We start from the raw sequence: 21,574 nt of genomic DNA on the forward strand, positions 1-21,574 counted from the left end.
TCAATAGCGTTATTCCCTTCTTTCAAGGCGATGAAACGGTCAACATTCACTGTCCTGATTTGGTTAATAACAGCAAATGTTCGGTTGCCCTTTAGAGATGTAGGTAAGGAACTGATCGATCCAAGCTCGATTTTATTGACACCTGCACCACTTGGAGAAGATGTTAATGGCATGACAATAAAGGTCTTTTTATCATTATTTTTTTTTAGCGTCAGCGCCAGATGTTTCCCATCGAACTCACAGCCTCTAACAGGATCGAAAACAACATTATATATGTAACCAACTTTAATATCACTAAAACGCAAATCATCACCTCTTCTTAAAATTAAAGTATACACCAATAGTCTATTTTCGACAATACTAACTTCATCTGCCTACTGCCCTACTGCCCTACTGCCCTACTGCCCTACTGCAAAAATGTTCTATTTCAATGATTTCGTTTGGCTCGACCATTGACTTTCATTTTTACATAAATCATCTAAATCGACCACAACAAACCCATGTTATCTAAATCGACTTCTCACTAATCATTGTTATCTAAATTGACTACTTGCAAGGGTTTAAGCCTATTTCGATATGTTCCCACGAGGTATAAAAAGTCACATTTCCCGCACTCTGATTTCGAAGGTAAAAATCCACAAACGGCTTAAACACTGGGCTCTCCAGCCCCTACTCTTTCACCCTTGTTATCAATACTACCGTCTCAACATGCTTGGAGTTGCATTGATAGCTATCAAGTTCATTGGTCCAAGCCCCTTTTTTATCAATGGTCGTATGTGGGAACGTATCCAAAATTTGATATCGTTTGTGGAAACATATCGATACTTTCCATAGATTCCTTCTAAACAATATCGATTTAGGCCTTAAGCCGAGCATTCTTCTCTTCCAGGGTCAGATTTCTTGTAATAGGCCTTCCGGAATTTCCCTTTCTACTATCCTTAAGTCCTATAATCCCATCGATTTGATACGCCTTGGTCCAGCGTGATTGAGCGGCATGGATCCGCTTGAGGCTAAGGACCTCCACCCTAAATCCGTGGGTTTCGAAGATCTCCCTGGGAAGCATACCGCTGGAATATGATGCGATGAAGATCTCTTTGAAATTATCGGTATAGGTGATACCTTTGGAACTGACTGATTGGACATGTGGGTTCTGGGACAGATCTTCTATCTCTTCCACCGTAAACAGTTTATTGCTCATATGGTCTCCTCCTGAATCCTTTTCTGATGTTTCTCTGAGTATAACAAAATACCCTACAAAGTAGATACCTTTTTTCGGTTGTCTACTCTATAGGGTACATTTTAAAAATAATCTACGCATGTCTTTTTTTACTACTCTTTGTACTTAATAAGTGAGTATATAACGATAGAAATAGTGATTAATACGATTGGAATAGTGTTATAATCAATATTTCCTCTAGTAATTAATCTTAATATCGTCAATATAATTAGTGTAATTGGATATGAAAACAGTATTATTATGGGGTATATTTTTTTTCTCATAAATCTCCTCCTAAATAAAAAGTTTATTCTTTTTATTTATAATAACATAAACTGAGATGGCTTTTATCAAGCCACCTCAAAGATTGATAAATACAATGTTTTTTTGTTTAATTATTAATGCCATCTAAAATCATTTAATGATTTATATTTTTCACCTAACAATTCTACTAAACCATCTTTAAATATTTCAAAGCATCCACAATCCCCATTTTCTTTTTACCTTTAAAATATACAAGTACTAACAAATCTATTTGCCTATTTTTCAATCGGTATCCAAAGTTCCATCTCATAGTCATCACGATTCATGTCACCTTCCAAATAAACTTCAAAGTCTGGCTTTCCTGAATGCTTATAACCTTCCTCAGGGAGAAAAACTTCAACAGCATACTTCCAACCTTCTTGTATAGATTCGGGAACACGTCCCTTTAGCTGCAATATTGCATATTCAGCTGGTTCTACCTGTAAAGAATCCAAACCCAAACGATCTGCTTTGTCAATATCCTTAACATCATAAGCAGCCATATAATTAATCTTATTACTATGTTCCATGGCAAAGCAAACACCGTAACTTTGTCCAGAACCTAAAGATGCAAGTTTTTCGTGGTCATACCTAGAATAAAGCTGGTCCCATGCATCCGTACATAAGATCGAATTTATATTTTCTAACTTTACGCCCACAAGATTAATGCAATCACGTCTTTGAATTTTAACCTCCATATGTTTACCACCACTGACACTGATGGCTAAATGTATCGGAGAAACGACCTTATATGCCATTCCACGTCTTACATCAGACGGTGTTGCCTCATGAAAATTCTTAAATGCATTTGTAAATGAATCTGAGGATTCATAGCCGTACTTCATAGCAATATCAATTACTCGAGTAGTGCTCTCTCTAATCTCTATCGCTGCTTTTGAAAGTCTTCTTAACCTAATATATGGGTCTCTATAATTAAGAAGTATAATAGATACCTAAAGGAAAGGGGTGAGGATCATGAAAGAACTGAAAAGTGTGGAAGAGAGAATACTGGACCGGACTCTTTATCTCATCGGCAAGCAGGGAAGCGTGCACGTACCTGTGAGAACCATCGTGAAGGAAGCGGACGTGAACATCGGTGCCATCAATTATTACTTCGGCACAAAGGAGAATATGCTCCAACAGGTGAAACAGTTCTACTTGGAGAATCTCCTTTCCACCGTGGTCCCGCTGGAGGATGAATCTCTGGAGGATGAGGAGAAGCTGAAAAGATATGCCGCCATGTCCATGGAATACAGTCTGCGTTTTCCTGGAGCCATCGCTCTGGTCAAGGATGCCTTCGAAACGAAAGACCAGGATGAGATGTCCCAGAAGATCGTCGAAGAGACCATGCTTATGGAAGAGAAACTAAACAGGGTGATGAAGCGTTACCTGAAGGATGTGGAGGACGAATTCAGCATCCGAAAAACCATTTTTCTCTCATCCATCATCTATCCTACCCTGGAATTCAATGAGCTCAATGGAACCGCTTTTCTCAGTGAGGAAAACCAGAGGATGGATTATATTGATAAAGTTGTAAAGCTCATCCGTCAGGGCGTGTAGCGACAATAACCCTGAGGTGAGAAAATGAAACTGCGTGAATGAGTAAAGTGAGGTTAATAGTGAAAACACATTATAGAGAGCTGATCAGAGCCTACAGACCCAAGGATGAGATGGACCATCAGGTGAAGGAGAATATGCTTTCTCTTTTAAAGCAGCATGGGGATACCCTTCTGACCCGTGAAAATCCCATCGCCCATATGACAGCATCTAGCGTCATCATAAACGAGGAACGAACGAAAATGCTGATGATCCACCATAAGATTTATGACACCTGGACCTGGCAGGGCGGACACACCGACGGTGAGGAGGATCTGCTCAATGTCGCTTTGAAAGAGGCGGAAGAAGAGACCGGTCTTAAAAGCTTCAAGGTGCTGGAAAATGAGGAAGGCTTCATCCGCAAACTCGACATCCTGACGGTGAAGGCCCACTACAAAAGAGGAAAGCCCATCACTGCGCACCTGCACCTGAATGCCGCCTTCCTTCTGGAAGCCAAGGAAGAAGACACCCTGCTTCAGAACAAGGATGAGACCAACGGCATCAGATGGGTGCCTGTTTCGGAAATCGATGCTCTGGCAAAGGAGCCAGAGATCACACCCATCTATCATGATCTGATCAGAAGAGCGAAATAATATTAGAGAAAGATTCCAGAGCGGATGGCCCATCCGATCTGGAGTCTTTTTTATGGAATCATGGGCATGGCAGGGGGAAGTTGCTCTGACTTTGAGAAAGGACTGAAGAAAAATACTGTATACATATCGATGAATATATGCTATGTTAAGTATGTACAATTCAATAAAGTTTCTTATTAAGAGTGATGGTAGAGAATTAGCTCCGTGACCACACACCAACCTGCAGATGCTGTAAGGTGGTAAAGCTAATATCAATGAGGAGATTGAAATCAAGCTCCTTCAAGGGCTTTTTTTGTTGCCTTGACTTGAGAAGAAGCAAAATGAAAATGAAGGAGGGATTGAAATGTACGATTACAAAGAAAATCGAGTGCATGGGGGCTCTTCCTATGCAGATGCCCTGTACCGATTGGGCGCTTCACCGGAAGATTACGCCAGAAGGATGACGGAACGCATCATCGAGAAGGAATGGGGCGAAGACGCTCCCTACAGGTATTTCGGCGCAGAAGCCTTCTTCATCATTTCAGAAAATGATGTACCTGTGATCATCAAAGACTATGCATTTGTGGAGATCCACCGATGCACTGCGGTTCATTCCTTTGAGAACTGGGTGCAGGAGCTGGTGAAGAAGGGATGAGCTGTGTTCAGGGAAGAAGACAGGATGAAGCGGACTGAAAGAAGAATAGAAAAGAAGAATTGAAAAAAGCCTGTCTCAAGGGATGCGCATCCGCGAAGATGTCATCCTATGAGGCAGGCTTTTCTCAGGAAGAGGCGATGGCGGTGAGCATTCTGAAATTGTTTCTCCAGCGAAGTCTCATGAAGATGCTTCGAAAGAGCTCATCCAGACCCAGGGCCAGCCAGATTCCGGGCAGTCCCATGGAAAGCGTAAAAGTGAAGACGTAGGAGAGAAGGACACCAATGCTCCACATGGAGATTACAGACATGTAGAAAGGAAAGCGCACATCTCCCGATGCTCTCAGGGCATTGACGAAAATGAGATTCTGGCTTCTGCCCGCTTCCACGATGAAGTTATAGAGGAGCACCGTACCGGCTAGAGCGATGATGTCTTTGTTGTCTGTGAGAATACCGAGAAGAGGCACTCTGAAAAGTACAAGCACCGTGCAGAAAGTCATGCTCACCAGGAAGGATACTCTGGCGGAGTAGAGGGTGAGCCCATTGGCTTTTTCCTTCTCCTTCGCACCCATATGCCATCCCACCATGATGGAAGTGCCCTGACCCAGGGACACGGCGAACACATAGACGAAACTGGCCAGGGTATTGCTGTAGGAATAGGCGGTGATGGCATCTTCTCCCAGTTTTGTGATGAAGATCATCATGATGAACTTCGCCAGGGTATAGGAGATCTGCTCTCCCGCCGCAGGTGCACCATAATGGAGAATTTTTGGGACTACCGCTCTGAAATCCTTTCTGCTGTAGTGCACAGGAAAACCGTGAAAGGCCATCTTGTAGACGATGAACCCCAGAATCACAAGGCCGATGCCCTTGCTGATCACTGTGGCCCAGGCGGCGCCGGCAGCGCCCATGGAAGGCAGTCCCAGTTTTCCGTAGATGAGCACATAGTTCAAAAGCACATTGATGAGATTCATGAGAAAGGAGACCTTGAAGGTGGTCCTGGTCTTTCCATGAGCCCGAAGAAACATGGAAAAGGTGATGGAGATAAGCTGCAGGAAAAGGAAACTTCCGATGATCACCATATAGTCTTTTGCGAAGGCGAGCATCTGTCCATCAATGTTCAGGAAGGATAAAATGGTGGGATGGAGCACCACGATGAGACCGCTGAAGAGGATGCCCAGGATGAGATTGATGAAAAGAGCTGAAAGGGTGAGTCTCTGGATCTCTCCTCTGGATTTTCCGGCCCCGATATACTGGGCAAGAAGAATACCGGTCCCTGCTATGATGATGTTTCCCGCAATCTGAATGAGAAAGAGGAACTGGTTCACGACGCCAACGGCCCCTACGGCCACATCGCTGTATTTTGACAGCATCAGGGTATCCATGCTCCCGATGATGGAAAAGAGCAGGCTTTCGAAATAAATGGGATAGCTGAGTTTCAGCAGTTTTTTACGATCACTCATGATGAATTCTACTTCCTTTTTCTGATATAATGAATATTATACAATCCTGATAGGGATGAAATCTTGCAGAATTGAGGTAAAAAGTGATACAAATGAATCATATTGGACTGGATTATTATGAAACAAAAAAACATGGCACGGACTCTCTGCCCTTTGCGGTGTATCTTTCCAAGATTCCGGAGAAACTCTCCTCCTATCCGATGCACTGGCATGAGGAGATGGAGATCATCTATGTGGAGTCAGGAAGATGCAGGATCACCATCGATGGAGAAAAGTTCACTGCGCGAGCGCAGGATCTCATCCTCATCTCTCCCGGCATGATCCATGCCATCGATCAGGTGGAGGACCACGCTGCGGTGTATTACAATGTGATTTTCCATCCTGGAATGATCATGGCGAAAGAGGAGAAGGATGTGCTCAGTGTCCGTTATCTGGCGCCGCTTCTTCGGGGAGAAAAGATCTTCACCACAAGAATTCCACTGGATTTGCCTTCCGAGAAGGAAATCAAGGATCTTGTAGAAAGATTCATGACCTATCGGGGAAGAGAGCAGGAGGAAAGCCTGGTGTTTCTTGTGAAAAGCACCTTACTGGAGCTTTTCTACCACCTGAGGGGTCATCTCAAGGAGAGCGAGAGCAAACCGGTGAGTCTCCAGCAGATCAGAAAGATGAAGGAGCTCACATCCTGGCTTCACGAAACGCTCACAGAGGACATCACGCTGAAGGACGCTGCAGATTTCTGCGGATACAGCATCTCCTATTTCACCAAGTTCTTCAGGAACTATACAGGGTCCAGTTTCGTTTCCTACAGGAATCTGATTCGTCTGGAAAAGGCGAAAAGACTTCTGGAGACGGGAGAACATTCAGGTCTTGAAGTTTCCGGCATGTGCGGATTCGAGAACTATTCCTATTTCATACGGGCATTCAGGAAGCAGTATGACATCACCCCGAAGCAGTATCAGCTTCATGGAGACAAGGATGTTCTCTGAATGAAACTGTTCATGGAAATCTGAATGCATTTAAGGAAAGAGTGCTATCATAGAGGTATAAACGAAATACCCAAAATACAATGAAGACAAAGGATGGTAAACATGAAAAAAGTATTGATTCTCAGTGCCTCCATAGGAGGGGGACATAATGCCACTTCCAATGCCATCAGAAAATATGCGGAAGAATTCAGAGAAGAATATCAGGTTACAGTCGTCGATGTTCTGGAATATATCGGTCCGATTCTTTCGAAGGTGGCGGAGAAGACCTATGAAATCAATGTGAAGAATTTTCCTGAATTCTACGGATGGCAGTACGATCTGAACAATTCCACAGATGGAAAGATCTCGAGAAACCTTCTGCCGTTTCATAATAAACTGAAAGAACTGGTCATGGAACAGAAACCGGACGTGATTCTATGCGTGCACCCCGTCTCTGTGACCAGCATCATTCGTGTTCGGGAAAAATTCGGGTTCGATTATAAGGTCTGTGTTGTGGTGACAGATTATGACTACCATGCCAGCTGGATTCATCAGGATGTGGACATGTTCTTTGTTTCCAGTAACTTCATGAAACTGAAACTCATGGAGGATGAGATTCCAGAAGAGAGAATACGCGACAGCGGCATTCCCACCAGCCACGACCTGCAGGTGAAACTGGATAAATATAAGGCCAGATATATGCTGGACATCAAAGACAAGAAGACGATTCTTGTCATGGGTGGCAGCTTCGGAGCGGGGAACCTCACAAAACTTGTCCGTTCTCTGATGAAATCGAAGCTGGACCTTCAGGTCATCGTCATAGCAGGCAGCAACAGAAAGCTCAAGAAGGAACTGGATAAGCTGGTGGAGGAAGCCGTGAAAGATCTGATCATCTTAGGGTATACAGATAAAATCTCCCTCTATATGGATGCAGCGGACATTCTGGTCACAAAACCGGGCGGACTAACGGTGACGGAAGCGCTCATCAAGAACCTTCCACTTGTGATCACTAAGCCGATCCCGGGCCAAGAGGAAGAAAACGCAACCTATCTTCTGAATCATGGCATTGGGGTGAGGCTGGACCAGGATGAGGAACTTCATATTCTCATCGAGGATCTGATACAGGATGAAGTGAGGCTCAAGCACATGAAAGAGCTTCAGGCGTATTATGCGAAGCCCGATGCGACGAAAGACCTCTTCGGGACACTGGATGAGCTGCTGGAAAACATATAAGTAGATAAAAAGAACTGGAGAAGAGGTGCAGGCTGCACTTTCTTCTCCAGTTCTTTCTTAAGATCGTCATGGGAAAATGATTTCTGTTTCCTTCAGGATGTCTTCTTCAAAATCATCCAGCAGGGTATCTGATTTTCCCAATGTGTAGAAGATCAGGTTGAGATCCTGGTCTTCAAAATAATGAAGATAAACTCTTCCTTTCATCGTAGTTAAAATGGTTATTGAGGGGATTGGGGTTTTCCCCAAGGATATTTTGCAAGTGTATAAACACTTGCATTGCTTGCCATTATTCTTTAACTAATTTCCCTTCATTATCGAATTTGTTATTCCTTCAACTGTTGCAGAAATAAGGGCATTTGCAACCGACTTAATTGTGTCTACAACCAATGGTAACCCTTTTTTGGTAATTGTTTCTTTGACTTTCTTCCACTGAGAATCGTCCCTTATTTTTTCCAGGAAATCATTCCCATCCCATGTTAGAGAACCGACACCAAACACATAAATTTCGTTGTCAGCATATTGTGCTTTATAGTCCGAAATCAGACCTGCTTCATATAGAATTTTACAGTGATAAGCAACCATCTCGGTATCATATCCATCAATAGCCAAATCGTATATGGCTGTTGAGCGATATTTATCTTCAATTTCCAGTAATATCAGGCGAACAAGGTCCATATCTCGTTTCATTTTAGCCTCTCACATGCTTAATTGTAATCAAGTTCAAAATTATGGGTGTCTACCACTCAATCAAAAATATTTATGATCTTCATCGGGATCCAGAACAAATATGCTTGCTTCCCAATCTTGTGTTTCAGGCATTTTGGTCTTGTACTTAATCGTATATGGGTTATATAAATTATTTAGATACTATCCGTCCACATCTCACACTGCCCGATAACTGTGGCGATTGCGTCTTCAAGACCTTCAGGCGGATATTTATACTTCTTCAAAAGTTTCTTGACCATACGCCTCATACCTGCACGGGCAGATTCTTTCTTCTGCCAGTCTATGGTACGGTTTTTGCGGAGCATTTCTGTGAGTTCGTGGGTAAGTTCAACGAGATCCTTATTCTCATAGAAATCTTTGACTGCTTCCGGTCGGGTTAGGGCGTCATAGAACGCCAGTTCCTCAGCGCTCAATCCCATTGCATCACCTTGTGCATGAGCGTTTGCCATATCTTTTGCCATCTTCATCAGTTCAGTTATGACTTCCTCATTGGAAAGCATACCGTTTAGGTACGCCTTCATTGCACGAGAGAGCATATCTGAGAACTTTTCAGATTTCACAAGATTCGTCCTACGATATAGCGAGACTTGCTCTGCAAGCAGTTTTTTTAGAATTTCAACGGCTAAATTGCGTTCCTTCATCTTTGCGATTTCATCAAGGAACTTAGGATCAAATAGAGAAAACCCTGTGTCAATATCCGAAAATAAGTTGATAACACCTTCACTTTGAATGCTCGCCTTTAGAAGTTCATTAATGCGAGTGTTAATTTCCTTCAGTGATAAAGGCTTACCTTCTCCGGTCAACCTGGTCAGAAGAGTACGCACTGCCTCGAAGAATGCTGCCTCATAGCGTTGTTCTGGTTTCAGCAACGAACGACAAAGAGACAGTGCCTGACGTAGTAGCATTGCTTCTTTAATGAACGATTCACGTTGTTTTTCTTTATCCACTCCCGAAATAAAGTTCACTCCGCCGCTGATGGATTTAGCACGAGTTAGGTCTGTGGCCTTTTCATCCATAAAATTGGAAAAGTCGAATCCAAAAAACAGATCGCGGCAAACCTCCAGTTTTTCTACGAATTTTGGCAAAGCAGTCTTAGCAATGTCCGTATCGCCGTAGTTACTCTTGTCACGGTTGGTGTAGTCATTCATTGCTTGTTTCAGCGCTGAGGCTATTCCTACATAATCGACTACCAACCCTCCTTCTTTATCCTTATAAACCCGATTAACTCGAGCTATGGCCTGCATCAAATTATGTCCTGCCATAGGCTTATAGACATACATGGTTGCAAGAGAAGGGACATCAAAGCCCGTTAGCCACATGTCTACGACAATAGCGATTTTCATTGGATCATTGTCATCTTTGAATTTCTTGGCCAATTCATCACGGCGACGTTTATTACCAATGATACTGCGCCACTCTTCTGGATCTTTGTTGCTATCCGTCATGACGACGCCAACTTTTTCTATCCATTCTGGGCGCAACTGGAGTGTTTTATCGTAAATTTTCATCCCGATGGCGCGAGAGTATGCAACAATCATGGCCTTGCCTGTCAGTTCGTATTGGCGGTTTTCTTCATAGTGCTTGATAATGTCTACGGAAAGAGCTGTTATCGTCTGGTCCGCACCGAGAATGCTTTCCATCTGACCTAGTTCTTTCTTGCTCTTTTCTACAAGGTAAGGCTCTGCGCTTTCCGCTACAAGATCGTATTCAGCGTCGATACGGTGCAAGACATCCTCATCTAGCTTAAGGTGGATCACGCGGCTTTCGTAATACACAGGACGTGTTGCGCCGTCTTCTACAGCTTGGGTCATATCATAAATGTCTATATAGTTTCCAAAAACCTCAATGGTGGAGCGATCTTTCGAGGAAATCGGTGTTCCTGTAAACCCTATGTATGTAGCATTAGGTAGGCTTTCACGTATGATAAGGCCAAAGGACTTCTGAATCCGCCCGGTCTGACTGTCAACCCTTTCGTCGATAAACTGACTGCGATGCGCTTCGTCCGCTATGACGATGACATTACGTCGGTCAGATAAAAACTCGGAGCTTTCCTCAAATTTCTGTGCGGTCGTAAAGATAATGCCGTTTGCCTGCCGTCCAGCAAGCAATTCTTTCAAATGGGTTCTGCTTTCGGCCTGTTGAGGTGTTTGACGGAGAAACCCTGCACATTTTGCGAATTGGCCAAAAAGCTGATCATCAAGATCGTTTCGATCTGTCAAAACAACGATCGTGGGAGAGTTTAGCACTTCTTGTAAAAGATGGGCATAGAAAACCATGGATAGCGATTTACCACTGCCCTGTGTATGCCAAAACACACCGCCCTTTCCGTCCGTCTCAGTAGCTTTGATGGCAAAGGCGGCTGCTTTTCGTACAGCAAAATATTGATGGTACGCGCCAAGAATTTTAGCATCCCCGGAAAAACAGATAAAATTCTTGATTATATCAAGCAGTCGCTCCTTTTCAAATATTCCCTCAAGGAATGTATCAAATTGAGCATACTGTGTATTTTCATAGCTACCGTCTTTTGTTTTCCATTCCATAAAGCGGTCTTCACCTGCCGTGATAGTTCCTGCTTTAGAGATGGCAAGATCACTCATCACTAGAAAGGCGTTGTATATAAACAGCGATGGTATCTCATGCATATAGTTACGAAGTTGCAAGAATGCTTCACTCGCATCCGTTTCCTCACGACTGGGCGACTTGAGCTCAAGCACTACAACAGGGAGACCATTAAGGAATACGATAACGTCAGGGCGCTTTTCGCTATTCTCAATTATGGTCCATTGATTGGCAACGGTAAAAGTGTTCCGTTCAACATTTTTAAAGTCGACTAGATAAACGAGAGAAGATCGCTGTTCACCACTATCAAAGTAACTTACCGAGACCCCGTTTTGGAGGTAATCCATGAATTGGATGTTCTTCTGCAATACCGTGCCACCCTCAAAATTGCGCAACTTATATACAACCTCGTAAAGTGCGACTTCTGGTAGCTGGGGATTTACCCGATGCAACGCAGCAAGCAACTCCTCTTTGTGTAGCGGGTCCGTATAATCACGGGCAAAATCAGGTGCGTAAATATGGCTGTACCCCAAGGTGTCGCGAAACACCTCTAAAACAGCATTTTCATAATTTGCTTCGGTATATGGCATGCGGCTAACCTCCTTTATACTGATTAGCTTCCGTTACAAAATATCTGCGAAATATCCTTCTTCGGTCTTGGAAAACATAATTTTAGACGGAAACAAGTTCTCACCCAAATTTGCAAATCCGACCAAAGTCATAGCCCATTCAGTTAATTCCGTTGGAATTCGATAGCACTTTGCTTCAGTCTCTTCTGTTACAGTAATCATTGGAATCATCTCTTTGCTAAAGCCTACCGACAAAACGTTGCATATTTGTAGGCCGCTTTTAATGACAAGCATTGGCTGCCTGCTCGTATCGAAATAAACCTTTGCACCACGTTGGTTATAGAAATAGTCTTTTGTGGTGTCGACCACAGGATCAATTGGAAGTTTATTCCGCATACGTTCAAAATAGTCAGCCAGGCTTTCGCAAGTATAAGCGTTAAAGTATTCGCCTTGCATTTCAAGATCTTTCTTTATCTCTTCTGCTGACTCGAAATGATTCATAAACCTCAAGAGAGCAATAAACACAATAAAGTCGTCTGAATAGGTTCCTGCATACGACTTATACCAAGCCTTATTCAATTCGACTGCAACTTGATACATCTTTTTGTAAAGGGCAAGCTGTCGTTCGTTTAGCACGAACCAGCTTTTATCAAGAATCTTCTTGTTTACCTGCTCTTCTGGCGAGGTATAGCGCAGCGTACTACGTAGCGCCTTAAGCAATTTGGAAATGACCCCTGCTAACAAATCTGCCATGCGAATCCCGCAGGAGGTCAACGAATCGGCTTCGGTTACCGGAAATAAGCCCACACGTTCCGCTGCTTTAACCGTATTCCCCTTTTCACCTTCCTTGTCAATGGTTAGCGAATAGGTATGAATAGCTTTTTCAGCCAGATATTTTTTGAAGCCTACGAAAGAGATGTCGTAATTCCAGTCGATTGTTCTAATCGTAGATATATCATCTAAAATCATAAGAATTTGGCTAAATTGCTCAATTTCCATTTGCTTCAGCGTTTCATTTGCCTTATCCTTTTCTATCTGAGCTGAAAAGAAGCTCTTCAACAAAGCGATCAGTTCGCCCGTGTTCTCATATAGCCCCGCCATAATGTCGCTTGGCTGATACAAGACTAATGCCTTCGTGATTGAATATTTCATCGCGTCCATGTCCACGAAAAAGGTATTTTCGTAATCTTCAAATAGCTGACGGATGATATATTCAATTTTACTTATGACTGCATAGTAGACAAAGATTCTTTCATCGAACAAACCCAAGAAGTCTTCCAGCAAAGAAAGATTGTCATTGTTCAACGATGCAAAACCACTTTTCAGTTGGCTTTGCTTGATAGTATTGCTCTTCAATTCGCCATCGGACTGCCTGTGCTGATACTTTTCTTCAAATGCGCCATACCTTTCATACAAACTGGCTTGATTCTCAGAGAGCCAGCCAACGATAACCGCGATAAAACTGTCGGAGTAATTCTCCGCAGTTATTGTTTTGTGGTTAATCTTCCTGCTATGCTCGGATTCGTCATAGTAGAAATTGAATTTGCCCATCGGCGGCCTCCTTTCGCAGTTTGGTAAATCATCATTTAGAGGAGAGGTCGGAAACGGATAGTTCGCCAGACATCAGGCGTGGTAAGAGGGTATCACGTAACTCGGCAAGGCGAGCGGATTCCTCATTATTGGCTTGCATCTTTAAAAACATCGGGGTCACATTTTCCTCGAAATTTGCGAGTGTGTCATCGCTCGGCAAAACAATCTCCAAAGAGTTCAAAACGGTGGTTGTCATGCTGGGAACAGCCGAGCCGACATTCATTCCAGCCAAATCGATGGCCCGCATGATAAAGTATGCGAACTTGGCAACATTTGGATGAGTCATCTGTGTATAGAACATCGTGTCTACCGTCCAAAATGCCTCGTTCACATACATGACATTATTCAAAGACCCTTTCCGTGGTATCAATACCGATTCGCCAGTATAGAGTGGTTTGTCCACATAGCGCATGATGCCACCAGAGCCGTAACACGGTATCACGCCGTCACCTAAACGCTTGTGGTCTTTACCATAACACACTGTCAAAATATCCGATAAAACTGCAGTTTCGCCCTCGCTACATGATTCTGTGAAAATGGCCTGTGCCATCTGCACTAAATGATGATTTATCTTTCTGTTTTCAGCAATCCGAGCATCAAGCGCAGAAAGCGTGTCGGCAATCATCTGCTGTTCAGCGAGGGAAGGAAAGTCTACATAAATGTTGGCAAATGTATCCCTCGTAATCGTGTCGAATACCGAACCGTGCGTCTGCCTCTTCAGAAGGCGGATACTGTCTTTTAGTAGATAGTATAGGTACGTCTGAATAACCTTGCCTTTCTTTCCCCGAATTCCATAGCATGACTGGTTAAACGCCATCGGAAAAGGAATCATAGCAAGCTCACCGACTGTGCCACGTGCCGAAATAATTATGTCGTCCACATTAAGTAGCTTTGTTGAGCTATTCGCCAAACCCGCTTCAGTAATTTTTTTTTCGGTAGAGTAAACATAACGGCTATCATCGTTAAAATCCTTGACTGAAAGCCACGGGATGTCACCACCCCAGTATTCAGGGACGCTTGTTTTGGGCGTGCCACCGCCTATAAGGTCGATATTTTCTGAGAGTTTAGATTTCATATCCAAATGCCCCCAGTCTTCTGCGAATTTCATCCTCTAACTCATGCGAACGTTTGAACATCTCGGACAGTTCACTTGTCAGCCGTACCATCTTCTCCTCAAACGGCTCGCCGTCGTCTTCCTGCTCCTCAATACCGACGTACCTCCCAGGTGTGAGTATGTAGTCTTGCTTTGCAATATCTTCCGTAGTAACAGCGGCGCAGAAACCCTTTATATCTTCAAGTTTTCCTTCATCGAAGGCCTCAAAAGTGGCAGCAATCTTGGCTATGTCTTCCGTGGTCATCTCGCGTAAGCGGCGATTGACCATCGTCCCCATTTTGCGGGCATCGATAAACAGCGTCTTGCCTTTCTGCTTTTTGTTTCGGCTGATGAACCACAGAGAAACTGGAATCTGGGTTGTGTAGAATAGCTGAGTAGGCATGGCAATAATGGCTTCCACCAGATCATCTTCTAAAATTCTGCGACGGATATCACCCTCACCACCACTTTGAGATGAAAGCGATCCGTTTGCAAGGACCATACCGATTTTCCCGTTTGGTGACAGATGATGAATCATGTGTTGCAACCATGCAAAGTTCGCATTTCCTGAGGGTGGCAGACCATATTTCCAGCGCGGATCGTCATTAAGGGAGCCATCATTCCAATCAGAAAGGTTGAACGGTGGGTTCGCTAGGATGTAGTCTGCTTTTAATTGTGGATGCAGATCTTTGTGAAAAGTATCTGCATTGTAACCTCCAAGGTCTGCTTCAATACCATGAATAGCAAGGTTCATTAGAGCCATCTTACGAGTTGTGGGGTTGGAGTCTTGACCGAATACAGACAAGTTGTTGATATTACCCGAGTGATGTTTAACAAAGTCAGCAGATTGAACAAACATGCCACCCGAGCCGCAACAAGGGTCGTATACACGCCCTTTAAACGGCTGTAGAACTTCAACAAGTGTTCTTACGACACAAGATGGTGTAAAGAATTCGCCTGCTCGTTTGCCTTCCTGTTCAGCAAATTTGGAAAGACAATATTCATATGCACGGCCAAGAAGATCTTTGTCACTTCCATGGTCAACCATTTGAATATTGGTAAACAGATCCACTACATTCCCAAGACGACGTTTATCTAATTCACTACGGGAATAGTTTTTCGGAAGTATGTCTTTCAGCCGCTTGTTTTCTTTTTCAATTGCCCGCATCGCATCATCGATAACTGAACCAATCTCCTCCTTATGAGCTGCTTCGGAAATAACACTCCAGCGAGCAGAGGGTGGAACGAAAAAAACATTTACTTCCGAGTAGGCATCCTTATCCTCAACGTCGTCATCATCAGCTTCAAGTTCCTGGTAACGTTCCTCGAACTTGTCGGAAATATACTTTAGGAAAATAAGCCCAAGGACGACATGTTTGTATTCGGCCGCATCCATGTTGCCACGTAAAATATCTGCAGCTGCCCAGATTTGTTGTTCAAAACCGATATTGGCTGTGTTATTTCCATTTGCCATTTATTTATCCTCCTTGATTAGTTCCATTATTTCTTTGAGGTCGCAATCAAGAGCTCTGCATATTTTTATCAAAACCTCCGTGTTGATATTCTCATTTCGCCCAAGTTTCGCAATTGTAGAAGGGCTAATACCTGCCATCTCACGAAGGTCTTTTTTCTTCAAGTCTCGGTCGATTAGGAGCTTCCAAAGTTTTTTATAGCTTATAATCATTGCCCTTCACCTCTATTAGGATTGATATCACAAATTCATACATATGTTAATTATAACCAACCCTCTTTGACATAGCAATAATAAGTTTGCGAAATCGTACTATTAGTATGGTAAGAAGTATTTTTATAATAAAAAAGCCGATCAGATGTCGGTCTGTCGGCGATATCAATTATGATGAAATTGCTTATTTTCGTTTCCATAAACCATTTCCCAAGGTTTGTCCCGCTGATATTTGGACTTTGCTCAAAGAAAAGATAACTCTGATGACCATTGATTTGGACTGTATAACGGTCACCTTGGCCGCCTGCTTTCAGTGCTGCTGCAGGACGAACATCCAGGACCTTTTCGATGGAATACTCACGGCCATCTTCCCAGCGGAGGCGTCTTGGGAAAAGATTTCCGTCTTCGGAGAAGGAAGCAATGACGGCAACATAGACTTTAGCCTGTGAAGTCACGTGTCCTCACCCCGATCCGAAAGGTGTTTAAGGAAATTGCTGTTGGATTGGATAGGAGATTCGATCAGCCAGCCTTTTCGTTTGAGAATCCTAAATTTGAAGTCAAGCAGTTCAGGAGGTACTTCAAGCTCCTTGGCAACAGAGAAGAAGAAGGTATCCTCACTGAGTAATTCTGTGACCTCATCATCTTCCAGCAGGTATTCAGCAGCAAACAGATTGGCTTCATACTCCATCTGGGAGGATGTATCATACAGTGCAAAATCATGGAAAGCCCTCATCTTTGCTGCTTCATGATGAAGGACAGCATGACCGATTTCATGGGCCAGGATAATCCGTTGGATTGGCTCCGGCAGGTCGCTGTTGATGGTGATGTGCTTTTTTCTTGATTGTCGCAGAAAAAACCCTTTGCACGATTTATCTGTACTGCCAAGCGGCATTACTTGAACGATGATCCCCATGGCTTCAGCCAGTTTCCAAGGATCTGGCTCATCATATTTACGCATTATCCGGGATACTTCCCGGCAAATTATCTCTATCGACATGTAATCACCTTCAAAAGATATAAAATCAAATACTCATCCCGCTAACGATTCCTCACTATCATTAAAGCAAAGTATCGGTATAAAAATACGGACAGTGAATGACGAAATGGTCGGATGGTTGGAAATAAAGAACGAAGAATTTCTTAATCCGTTTCCTTTTTTCGGCCATAGGTTTTCCGGGCTTCTTCCTTACACTTCAAATACGCCTTCATGACAGCTTCAAAAAAAGCATCCTTGGCTTCCTGATCCAGGGCTCCGCCAGCAAATAGGGCTACATTCTGCTCAAGTAGAACATCCATCTCTTTGGCTGCCTTGGATCCAAGCCGTTCCCGAGCTTCCTCAATGTAGGGAGCTTTTTCTATGCCGTATTTTGGGTCCGCGATCTCATCGTTGAGCAGATAGTCTACGGATACTTGAAGGGCCGCAGCCAGCTTTCTAGCGATATTTCCACGAGGCTTGGTGTCCGTCGTTTCGTATGCAGCAATGGAACGTTTTGAAACACCGACAAGCTCACCCAGTTGCTGCTGATTGAGCTTCAATTCCTCCCGAGCTTCTTTGATCTTCTCTGAGAAAGTTTTCATTTCCTTGCCTCCTGTAATGAATATAACTTTGCCAACTTCATTTTTTTATTGACTATTCTTCATTAGCCTGTTAATATTGAGCTACAAGATGAAGTTAACTTCATTATACCTTCGCAAACTTCATCTGTCAACGAAGAAGTTATAGAAACCCTTGGAAGGAGTTGCTTTTTATGAGTAAGGACCGTGCAATACTGCATAGTGATTTGAACATCGATTATCGGCAGCGAGTCCATGACATGAAAGCCAATGGCGTTCAAATCACTGTGAAAGACAGTACCCTATCCTATCGTCAATATCAGATGCAGCTGCCCATGGCGACCCAGAGCCCCATGGAGATTGCCTCAGCAGCACGGCATCTGTTTGAGAATAATTACGACTGGCATACATTTGTGCGGGCAGTAACTGTTCGCGCCATCAACCTCGAACCCAAATTCATGCCACATCAGCTGATGCTCTTTGATGATGCTGCCAGACGGGCCAGGCTGGAACAACTGGATGATACCATCGAGATCATACGAGGTCGCTTTGGGAAATGGTCGATCTATTCAGCCTCCCTGTTAGGCAGTATGAAAGCATCTGGAGACAGCAGTCATGAGGTCATCATGCCCGGCATCATGTACGCCTAGTACAGGAGGGATACCCAATGAGAACCGTCCAGATCAAATGCAATCGAGAAAGAAGACTCTTTGACACTATAGAAGGCTCAAAACTGAAGATCCTGATCAAATGCAGCAATACAAAGGTCTGCCCCTACAAGTCAGACTGTCTGAGAACCACCGAGATCGTCCTTGGAGCAGAGAAAGAAGCCTTTGACGAATTCTACAAAGCCATCAACTGTCCCTATTGTGGGAAGAGACTTTTCGATGTCTCCACTGACAGCGTAGGCATTGTCACCATCAAATGTGAGATGTGCGGAAAAGTCGCAACCATTCCGGTCATTGCAGACCAGGGATAAACTCATTATCTGATTATGGAGCACCGGCGCACTTTTCGAAGTAGCGACCACCGCACAAGCAGGCAATGAACAACTGAATATCAATCGATACCGAGCACCGGAGCCGATTCACTGAGCTACCACCGCCGGATGATTACTCAATTGAGAGGATCATCCGGCCTTTTTTATTCAGTAATCAGCTTTTTGGCAGTGCATCACCAATGACAGGCTCCCCGCCAAAAGGAGCCTGTCATGTTTGCTTACAGCCAAATGAATAAAGCTGGCTGTCTCGTCTCACCGAGATGCCGCAGCCCGCCGCCTTCTTCTTGTTCGCCGCTAAGAAGCCAACAACGAGAAGGAGATTGAAAATGAAAAAGATTAATTTGCGGGAAGTATACCCGTTTTATGAGAATGACTGTTTTGTCATGGTCGATGATGAGATCGCTGAGATCTTTGAAGAATCCAAGCGAAAAGAGCTGAATTATCAGCGCAAGATCTACAGAAATGGAGCTCACTTTTCCCTGGATCGGGACGATGGGATCGAGCATGATGCCATCTTTATCTCACTTTCGCCTTATGAGATCTATGAGAGGAAGATGACGAATGAAGAGCTTCATTGTGCCATCAGCAAATTGCCAGACATCCAGGCCAAACGGATCTACGCGTACTATTTTCTCGACATGAATAAGTCTGAAATTGCCCGGGCTGAAGGCGTCAGCGTGAAAGCAGTCTGCAAATCCATCAACCAAGGTTTACAGACGCTGGAAAAAGAACTTAAAAAATTTCAGAAATAGGGTTCAAAAAACGTCTGTAAATGTCATGGCTTATGAGAGGGATGTTTATCTTCTCATAAAATCGATCTATGACAACTTCATATAGGAGAACCGGATACCTTTGATGCATGAGCCGGAAGGAAAAGCCAGGCAGCAGGTACGCAATGACCTTCGTTTCACGAAGAGAGCGAGACATACCCATGCTGCAGGCCAATCGTGGCAGATTGGCTGGCCAAGACCTTGTGCATCAGATAATGATACTTCCGTATAGTCACAGTCCGAGCGTGATCAAACCGTCGCAGGCAATGAGTACGGCCCGCCATCAGAATGGAGGGAGGTGAAAGTCCTATGAGAGCGTAAGCCCACGCTTGTCCGGTCCATCCAAAGAACCAGAATCAAATACAGCAGCCGCACTGCATTCAGGCATTCTTAATGATGCTTCATCCTACGCGGTGCGGCTGCTTTGATTTTCATGTCAATTTTATTGATGGTTATATTCCACTGCATCGACAACATTGTCGCATGAAACCGAAACGTGATACCCTCACCTTAAGTTCATCATCCCTGCAGAATTAAATAAAACCCCTGCATTCATCCTGGACATACCAAACCGCCGGGGCGCTTTTACCGACGGCTTGGTATATTCAGGAGATCCATCCTGAGAAAGAAAGGAGAAAACGAAAATGACAACCGAAAGAAAATTCACCATCGAACCATCAAGATTTATTCATGCTGAAGAAGTCGCAGAGATTTTAGGTGTGTCGGTATCCTCTGCGTACCGGATCATCAAGCGTCTTAACAATTCTCTTAAGGACCAGGATAAAATCACCGTGGCCGGTAAGATCAGCAGACGCTATTTTGAAGAGAAAGTGATGCTGTAAATTCTAAACACGTAAAGCCACATGACACGAGATTTCATGGTTCAGTGCTTTGCGGCCAGAGAGGGTGATGCTATGCCAACCTATAAAAATGAAGCCACCGGCAGCTGGTATTGTGCCTTTTACTATACCGACTGGTTAGGCAACCGAAAAAAGAAAAAGAAGGAAGGCTTTAAAACCCAAAGAGAAGCCAAGACTTTCGAACGACAATTCATTGAGAAGGCGGAAGCCAGTCCCGACATGTCCTTTGGCACCCTGGTGTCCATCTACATGGAGGATTGTAAGACACGGCTCAAGCCAACCACCTACAGTGGCAAGGAATGCCTCATCAACACAAAGCTGCTGCCTTTTTTCGAAGAGATGCCCATCAACAAAATTGAACCCGCAACGATTCGCAAATGGCAAAATACCTTGATGGAGGATGAGAGCGACTATTCACAAACTTATTTGAAAACCATCCACAACCAGATCTCCGCCATTTTTAACTTTGCCTCCAAGTATTATAAGCTTCAAACCAACCCTGCCAGAGTGTGCGGCAGCATGGGTAAGAAAAATGCAGAGTCCATGTTGTTCTGGACTGTAGAGGAATTCAGAAAATTTCTCCCCTTTGTCTCGGATAAGCCAGTTTCAAAGCTGGCCTTTGAAATCCTGTTTTGGACGGGTATCCGATCGGGTGAATTGTTGGCATTGACCTTGAACGATTTTGACTTTGATGCCAAAACATTGTCTATCACAAAAAACTACGCTCGCCATGAGGGCGAAGATCTGATCATGGAACCCAAGACACCCAAGAGTCGCCGCCTGATCGCAGTGCCAACCTTTCTCTGTGCTCTGGTCCAGAAATACGCCGAGCAGCTTTATGATTACGAACCAAACGAAAGGCTTTTCCCGGTGACCAAATCCTATTTGCACAGTGAGATGACACGAGGGACGAAGAAATCTGGCATCAAACGCATTCGCGTTCATGACCTGAGACACTCCCATGCCTCCATGCTGATTGAAGAAGGCTTTTCAGCCCTCCTGATCTCAGAAAGACTGGGACACGAATGCATCGAAACGACGCTTCAGACCTATTCCCACCTTTATCCCAATAAGCAGATCGAGGTCGCCAACCGCTTGGAACAAATGAATAAACCAGATAGTCCAAATGAATAATTACAAAAGCACCTGTAGTACGCTTTTAGTACGGTC

The 21,574-nt window shown here is 43.9% G+C and carries 24 protein-coding genes and 1 riboswitch (1 of these 25 running past the window's edge); of the genes, 10 read left to right on the forward strand and 14 right to left on the reverse strand.

Annotated elements, in window-relative coordinates; genetic code table 11:
• From KCG48_RS06020 to KCG48_RS15000, 3 genes are all read right to left on the reverse strand, one after another.
• A protein-coding gene (locus KCG48_RS06020) for a type II toxin-antitoxin system PemK/MazF family toxin (RefSeq protein WP_211800565.1) crosses the window boundary here: on the reverse strand, positions 1 to 305 show its beginning. The gene continues 310 nt to the left of window position 1, outside the view; 305 of the gene's 615 nt are visible here — the first part of the coding sequence; it begins with the start codon at positions 303 to 305; its stop codon lies off the left edge, out of view.
• 551 nt (positions 306 to 856) lie between these two features.
• Complete coding sequence (locus tag KCG48_RS06025) at positions 857 to 1,198, reverse strand: HTH domain-containing protein (protein WP_211800566.1); 342 nt, start codon at positions 1,196 to 1,198, stop codon at positions 857 to 859.
• 557 nt (positions 1,199 to 1,755) lie between these two features.
• Positions 1,756 to 2,466, reverse strand: a complete 711-nt coding sequence (locus KCG48_RS15000; protein WP_331000385.1) for a GyrI-like domain-containing protein — start codon at positions 2,464 to 2,466, stop codon at positions 1,756 to 1,758.
• A 28-nt stretch (positions 2,467 to 2,494) separates the two neighbouring features.
• On the opposite strand from KCG48_RS15000, the gene KCG48_RS06035 reads away from it, so the two are divergent.
• From KCG48_RS06035 to KCG48_RS06045, 3 genes are all read left to right on the forward strand, one after another.
• A complete protein-coding gene (locus KCG48_RS06035) occupies positions 2,495 to 3,079 on the forward strand; it encodes a TetR/AcrR family transcriptional regulator (RefSeq protein ID WP_211800567.1) in 585 nt (194 codons plus the stop codon).
• A 59-nt stretch (positions 3,080 to 3,138) separates the two neighbouring features.
• Entirely contained in the window at positions 3,139 to 3,708 is a 570-nt protein-coding gene (locus KCG48_RS06040; protein ID WP_331000382.1) for an NUDIX hydrolase, read from the forward strand.
• 170 nt (positions 3,709 to 3,878) lie between these two features.
• Positions 3,879 to 3,969: riboswitch (SAM riboswitch) on the forward strand.
• Between the two features lie 82 nt (positions 3,970 to 4,051).
• On the forward strand, positions 4,052 to 4,342 hold the full coding sequence (locus KCG48_RS06045) for a hypothetical protein (RefSeq protein ID WP_211800569.1): 291 nt from the start codon (positions 4,052 to 4,054) through the stop codon (positions 4,340 to 4,342).
• 124 nt (positions 4,343 to 4,466) lie between these two features.
• On the opposite strand, the gene KCG48_RS06050 is transcribed toward KCG48_RS06045, so the two are convergent.
• Positions 4,467 to 5,801 carry an MATE family efflux transporter gene (locus tag KCG48_RS06050; protein WP_211800570.1) on the reverse strand — a complete coding sequence of 445 codons (1,335 nt, stop codon included), beginning with the start codon at positions 5,799 to 5,801 and terminating at the stop codon, positions 4,467 to 4,469.
• 92 nt (positions 5,802 to 5,893) lie between these two features.
• On the opposite strand from KCG48_RS06050, the gene KCG48_RS06055 reads away from it, so the two are divergent.
• Complete coding sequence (locus tag KCG48_RS06055; RefSeq protein WP_211800571.1) at positions 5,894 to 6,787, forward strand: helix-turn-helix transcriptional regulator; 894 nt, start codon at positions 5,894 to 5,896, stop codon at positions 6,785 to 6,787.
• 102 nt (positions 6,788 to 6,889) lie between these two features.
• Positions 6,890 to 7,999: an MGDG synthase family glycosyltransferase gene (locus KCG48_RS06060; protein ID WP_211800573.1), complete on the forward strand. Its 1,110-nt coding sequence runs from the start codon at positions 6,890 to 6,892 to the stop codon at positions 7,997 to 7,999.
• A gap of 66 nt (positions 8,000 to 8,065) precedes the next feature.
• On the opposite strand, the gene KCG48_RS06065 is transcribed toward KCG48_RS06060, so the two are convergent.
• The 10 genes from KCG48_RS06065 to KCG48_RS06110 all read right to left on the reverse strand — a co-directional run bounded on the left by KCG48_RS06065 (position 8,066) and on the right by KCG48_RS06110 (position 17,798).
• The gene (locus tag KCG48_RS06065) at positions 8,066 to 8,203 is read right to left on the reverse strand and encodes a hypothetical protein (protein WP_211800575.1); all 138 of its coding nucleotides are present in this window, start codon (positions 8,201 to 8,203) and stop codon (positions 8,066 to 8,068) included.
• A 93-nt stretch (positions 8,204 to 8,296) separates the two neighbouring features.
• Complete coding sequence (locus KCG48_RS06070; RefSeq protein WP_211800577.1) at positions 8,297 to 8,686, reverse strand: DUF2513 domain-containing protein; 390 nt, start codon at positions 8,684 to 8,686, stop codon at positions 8,297 to 8,299.
• Between the two features lie 173 nt (positions 8,687 to 8,859).
• A complete protein-coding gene (locus KCG48_RS06075) occupies positions 8,860 to 11,874 on the reverse strand; it encodes a type I restriction endonuclease subunit R (protein WP_211800579.1) in 3,015 nt (1,004 codons plus the stop codon).
• A 33-nt stretch (positions 11,875 to 11,907) separates the two neighbouring features.
• Positions 11,908 to 13,404 (reverse strand): hypothetical protein, encoded by a 1,497-nt coding sequence (locus KCG48_RS06080; protein WP_211800580.1) that lies wholly within the window; start codon positions 13,402 to 13,404, stop codon positions 11,908 to 11,910.
• 31 nt (positions 13,405 to 13,435) lie between these two features.
• Positions 13,436 to 14,551 carry a restriction endonuclease subunit S gene (locus KCG48_RS06085; RefSeq protein WP_211800581.1) on the reverse strand — a complete coding sequence of 372 codons (1,116 nt, stop codon included), beginning with the start codon at positions 14,549 to 14,551 and terminating at the stop codon, positions 13,436 to 13,438.
• On the reverse strand, positions 14,508 to 16,010 hold the full coding sequence (locus tag KCG48_RS06090) for a class I SAM-dependent DNA methyltransferase (RefSeq protein WP_211800582.1): 1,503 nt from the start codon (positions 16,008 to 16,010) through the stop codon (positions 14,508 to 14,510). Before KCG48_RS06090 ends, KCG48_RS06085 begins: the two co-directional genes overlap by 44 nt.
• Positions 16,011 to 16,220 carry a helix-turn-helix domain-containing protein gene (locus KCG48_RS06095; RefSeq protein ID WP_211800583.1) on the reverse strand — a complete coding sequence of 70 codons (210 nt, stop codon included), beginning with the start codon at positions 16,218 to 16,220 and terminating at the stop codon, positions 16,011 to 16,013.
• 50 nt (positions 16,221 to 16,270) lie between these two features.
• A complete protein-coding gene (locus tag KCG48_RS15005) occupies positions 16,271 to 16,675 on the reverse strand; it encodes a hypothetical protein (protein ID WP_331000383.1) in 405 nt (134 codons plus the stop codon).
• Positions 16,672 to 17,178, reverse strand: coding sequence for an ImmA/IrrE family metallo-endopeptidase (locus KCG48_RS06105; RefSeq protein WP_230977030.1), 507 nt, complete (start codon positions 17,176 to 17,178; stop codon positions 16,672 to 16,674). Before KCG48_RS06105 ends, KCG48_RS15005 begins: the two co-directional genes overlap by 4 nt.
• Positions 17,179 to 17,360: 182 nt before the next feature.
• A complete protein-coding gene (locus KCG48_RS06110) occupies positions 17,361 to 17,798 on the reverse strand; it encodes a helix-turn-helix transcriptional regulator (RefSeq protein ID WP_211800586.1) in 438 nt (145 codons plus the stop codon).
• Between the two features lie 170 nt (positions 17,799 to 17,968).
• Between KCG48_RS06110 and KCG48_RS06115 the strand changes: the two genes are divergently transcribed.
• From KCG48_RS06115 to KCG48_RS06135, 5 genes are all read left to right on the forward strand, one after another.
• Positions 17,969 to 18,424, forward strand: a complete 456-nt coding sequence (locus tag KCG48_RS06115; protein WP_211800587.1) for a DinB/UmuC family translesion DNA polymerase — start codon at positions 17,969 to 17,971, stop codon at positions 18,422 to 18,424.
• A 17-nt stretch (positions 18,425 to 18,441) separates the two neighbouring features.
• Positions 18,442 to 18,753, forward strand: a complete 312-nt coding sequence (locus KCG48_RS06120) for a hypothetical protein (RefSeq protein WP_211800589.1) — start codon at positions 18,442 to 18,444, stop codon at positions 18,751 to 18,753.
• 347 nt (positions 18,754 to 19,100) lie between these two features.
• Positions 19,101 to 19,526, forward strand: a complete 426-nt coding sequence (locus tag KCG48_RS06125; protein ID WP_211800591.1) for a sigma factor-like helix-turn-helix DNA-binding protein — start codon at positions 19,101 to 19,103, stop codon at positions 19,524 to 19,526.
• Between the two features lie 662 nt (positions 19,527 to 20,188).
• The gene (locus tag KCG48_RS06130; RefSeq protein ID WP_211800593.1) at positions 20,189 to 20,386 is read left to right on the forward strand and encodes a helix-turn-helix domain-containing protein; all 198 of its coding nucleotides are present in this window, start codon (positions 20,189 to 20,191) and stop codon (positions 20,384 to 20,386) included.
• Between the two features lie 72 nt (positions 20,387 to 20,458).
• On the forward strand, positions 20,459 to 21,538 hold the full coding sequence (locus tag KCG48_RS06135) for a site-specific integrase (protein WP_211800595.1): 1,080 nt from the start codon (positions 20,459 to 20,461) through the stop codon (positions 21,536 to 21,538).
• Positions 21,539 to 21,574 lie beyond the last annotated feature (36 nt).

The organism is Proteiniclasticum sediminis, from assembly GCF_018128025.1.
Lineage (GTDB): Bacteria > Bacillota > Clostridia > Clostridiales > Clostridiaceae > Proteiniclasticum > Proteiniclasticum sediminis.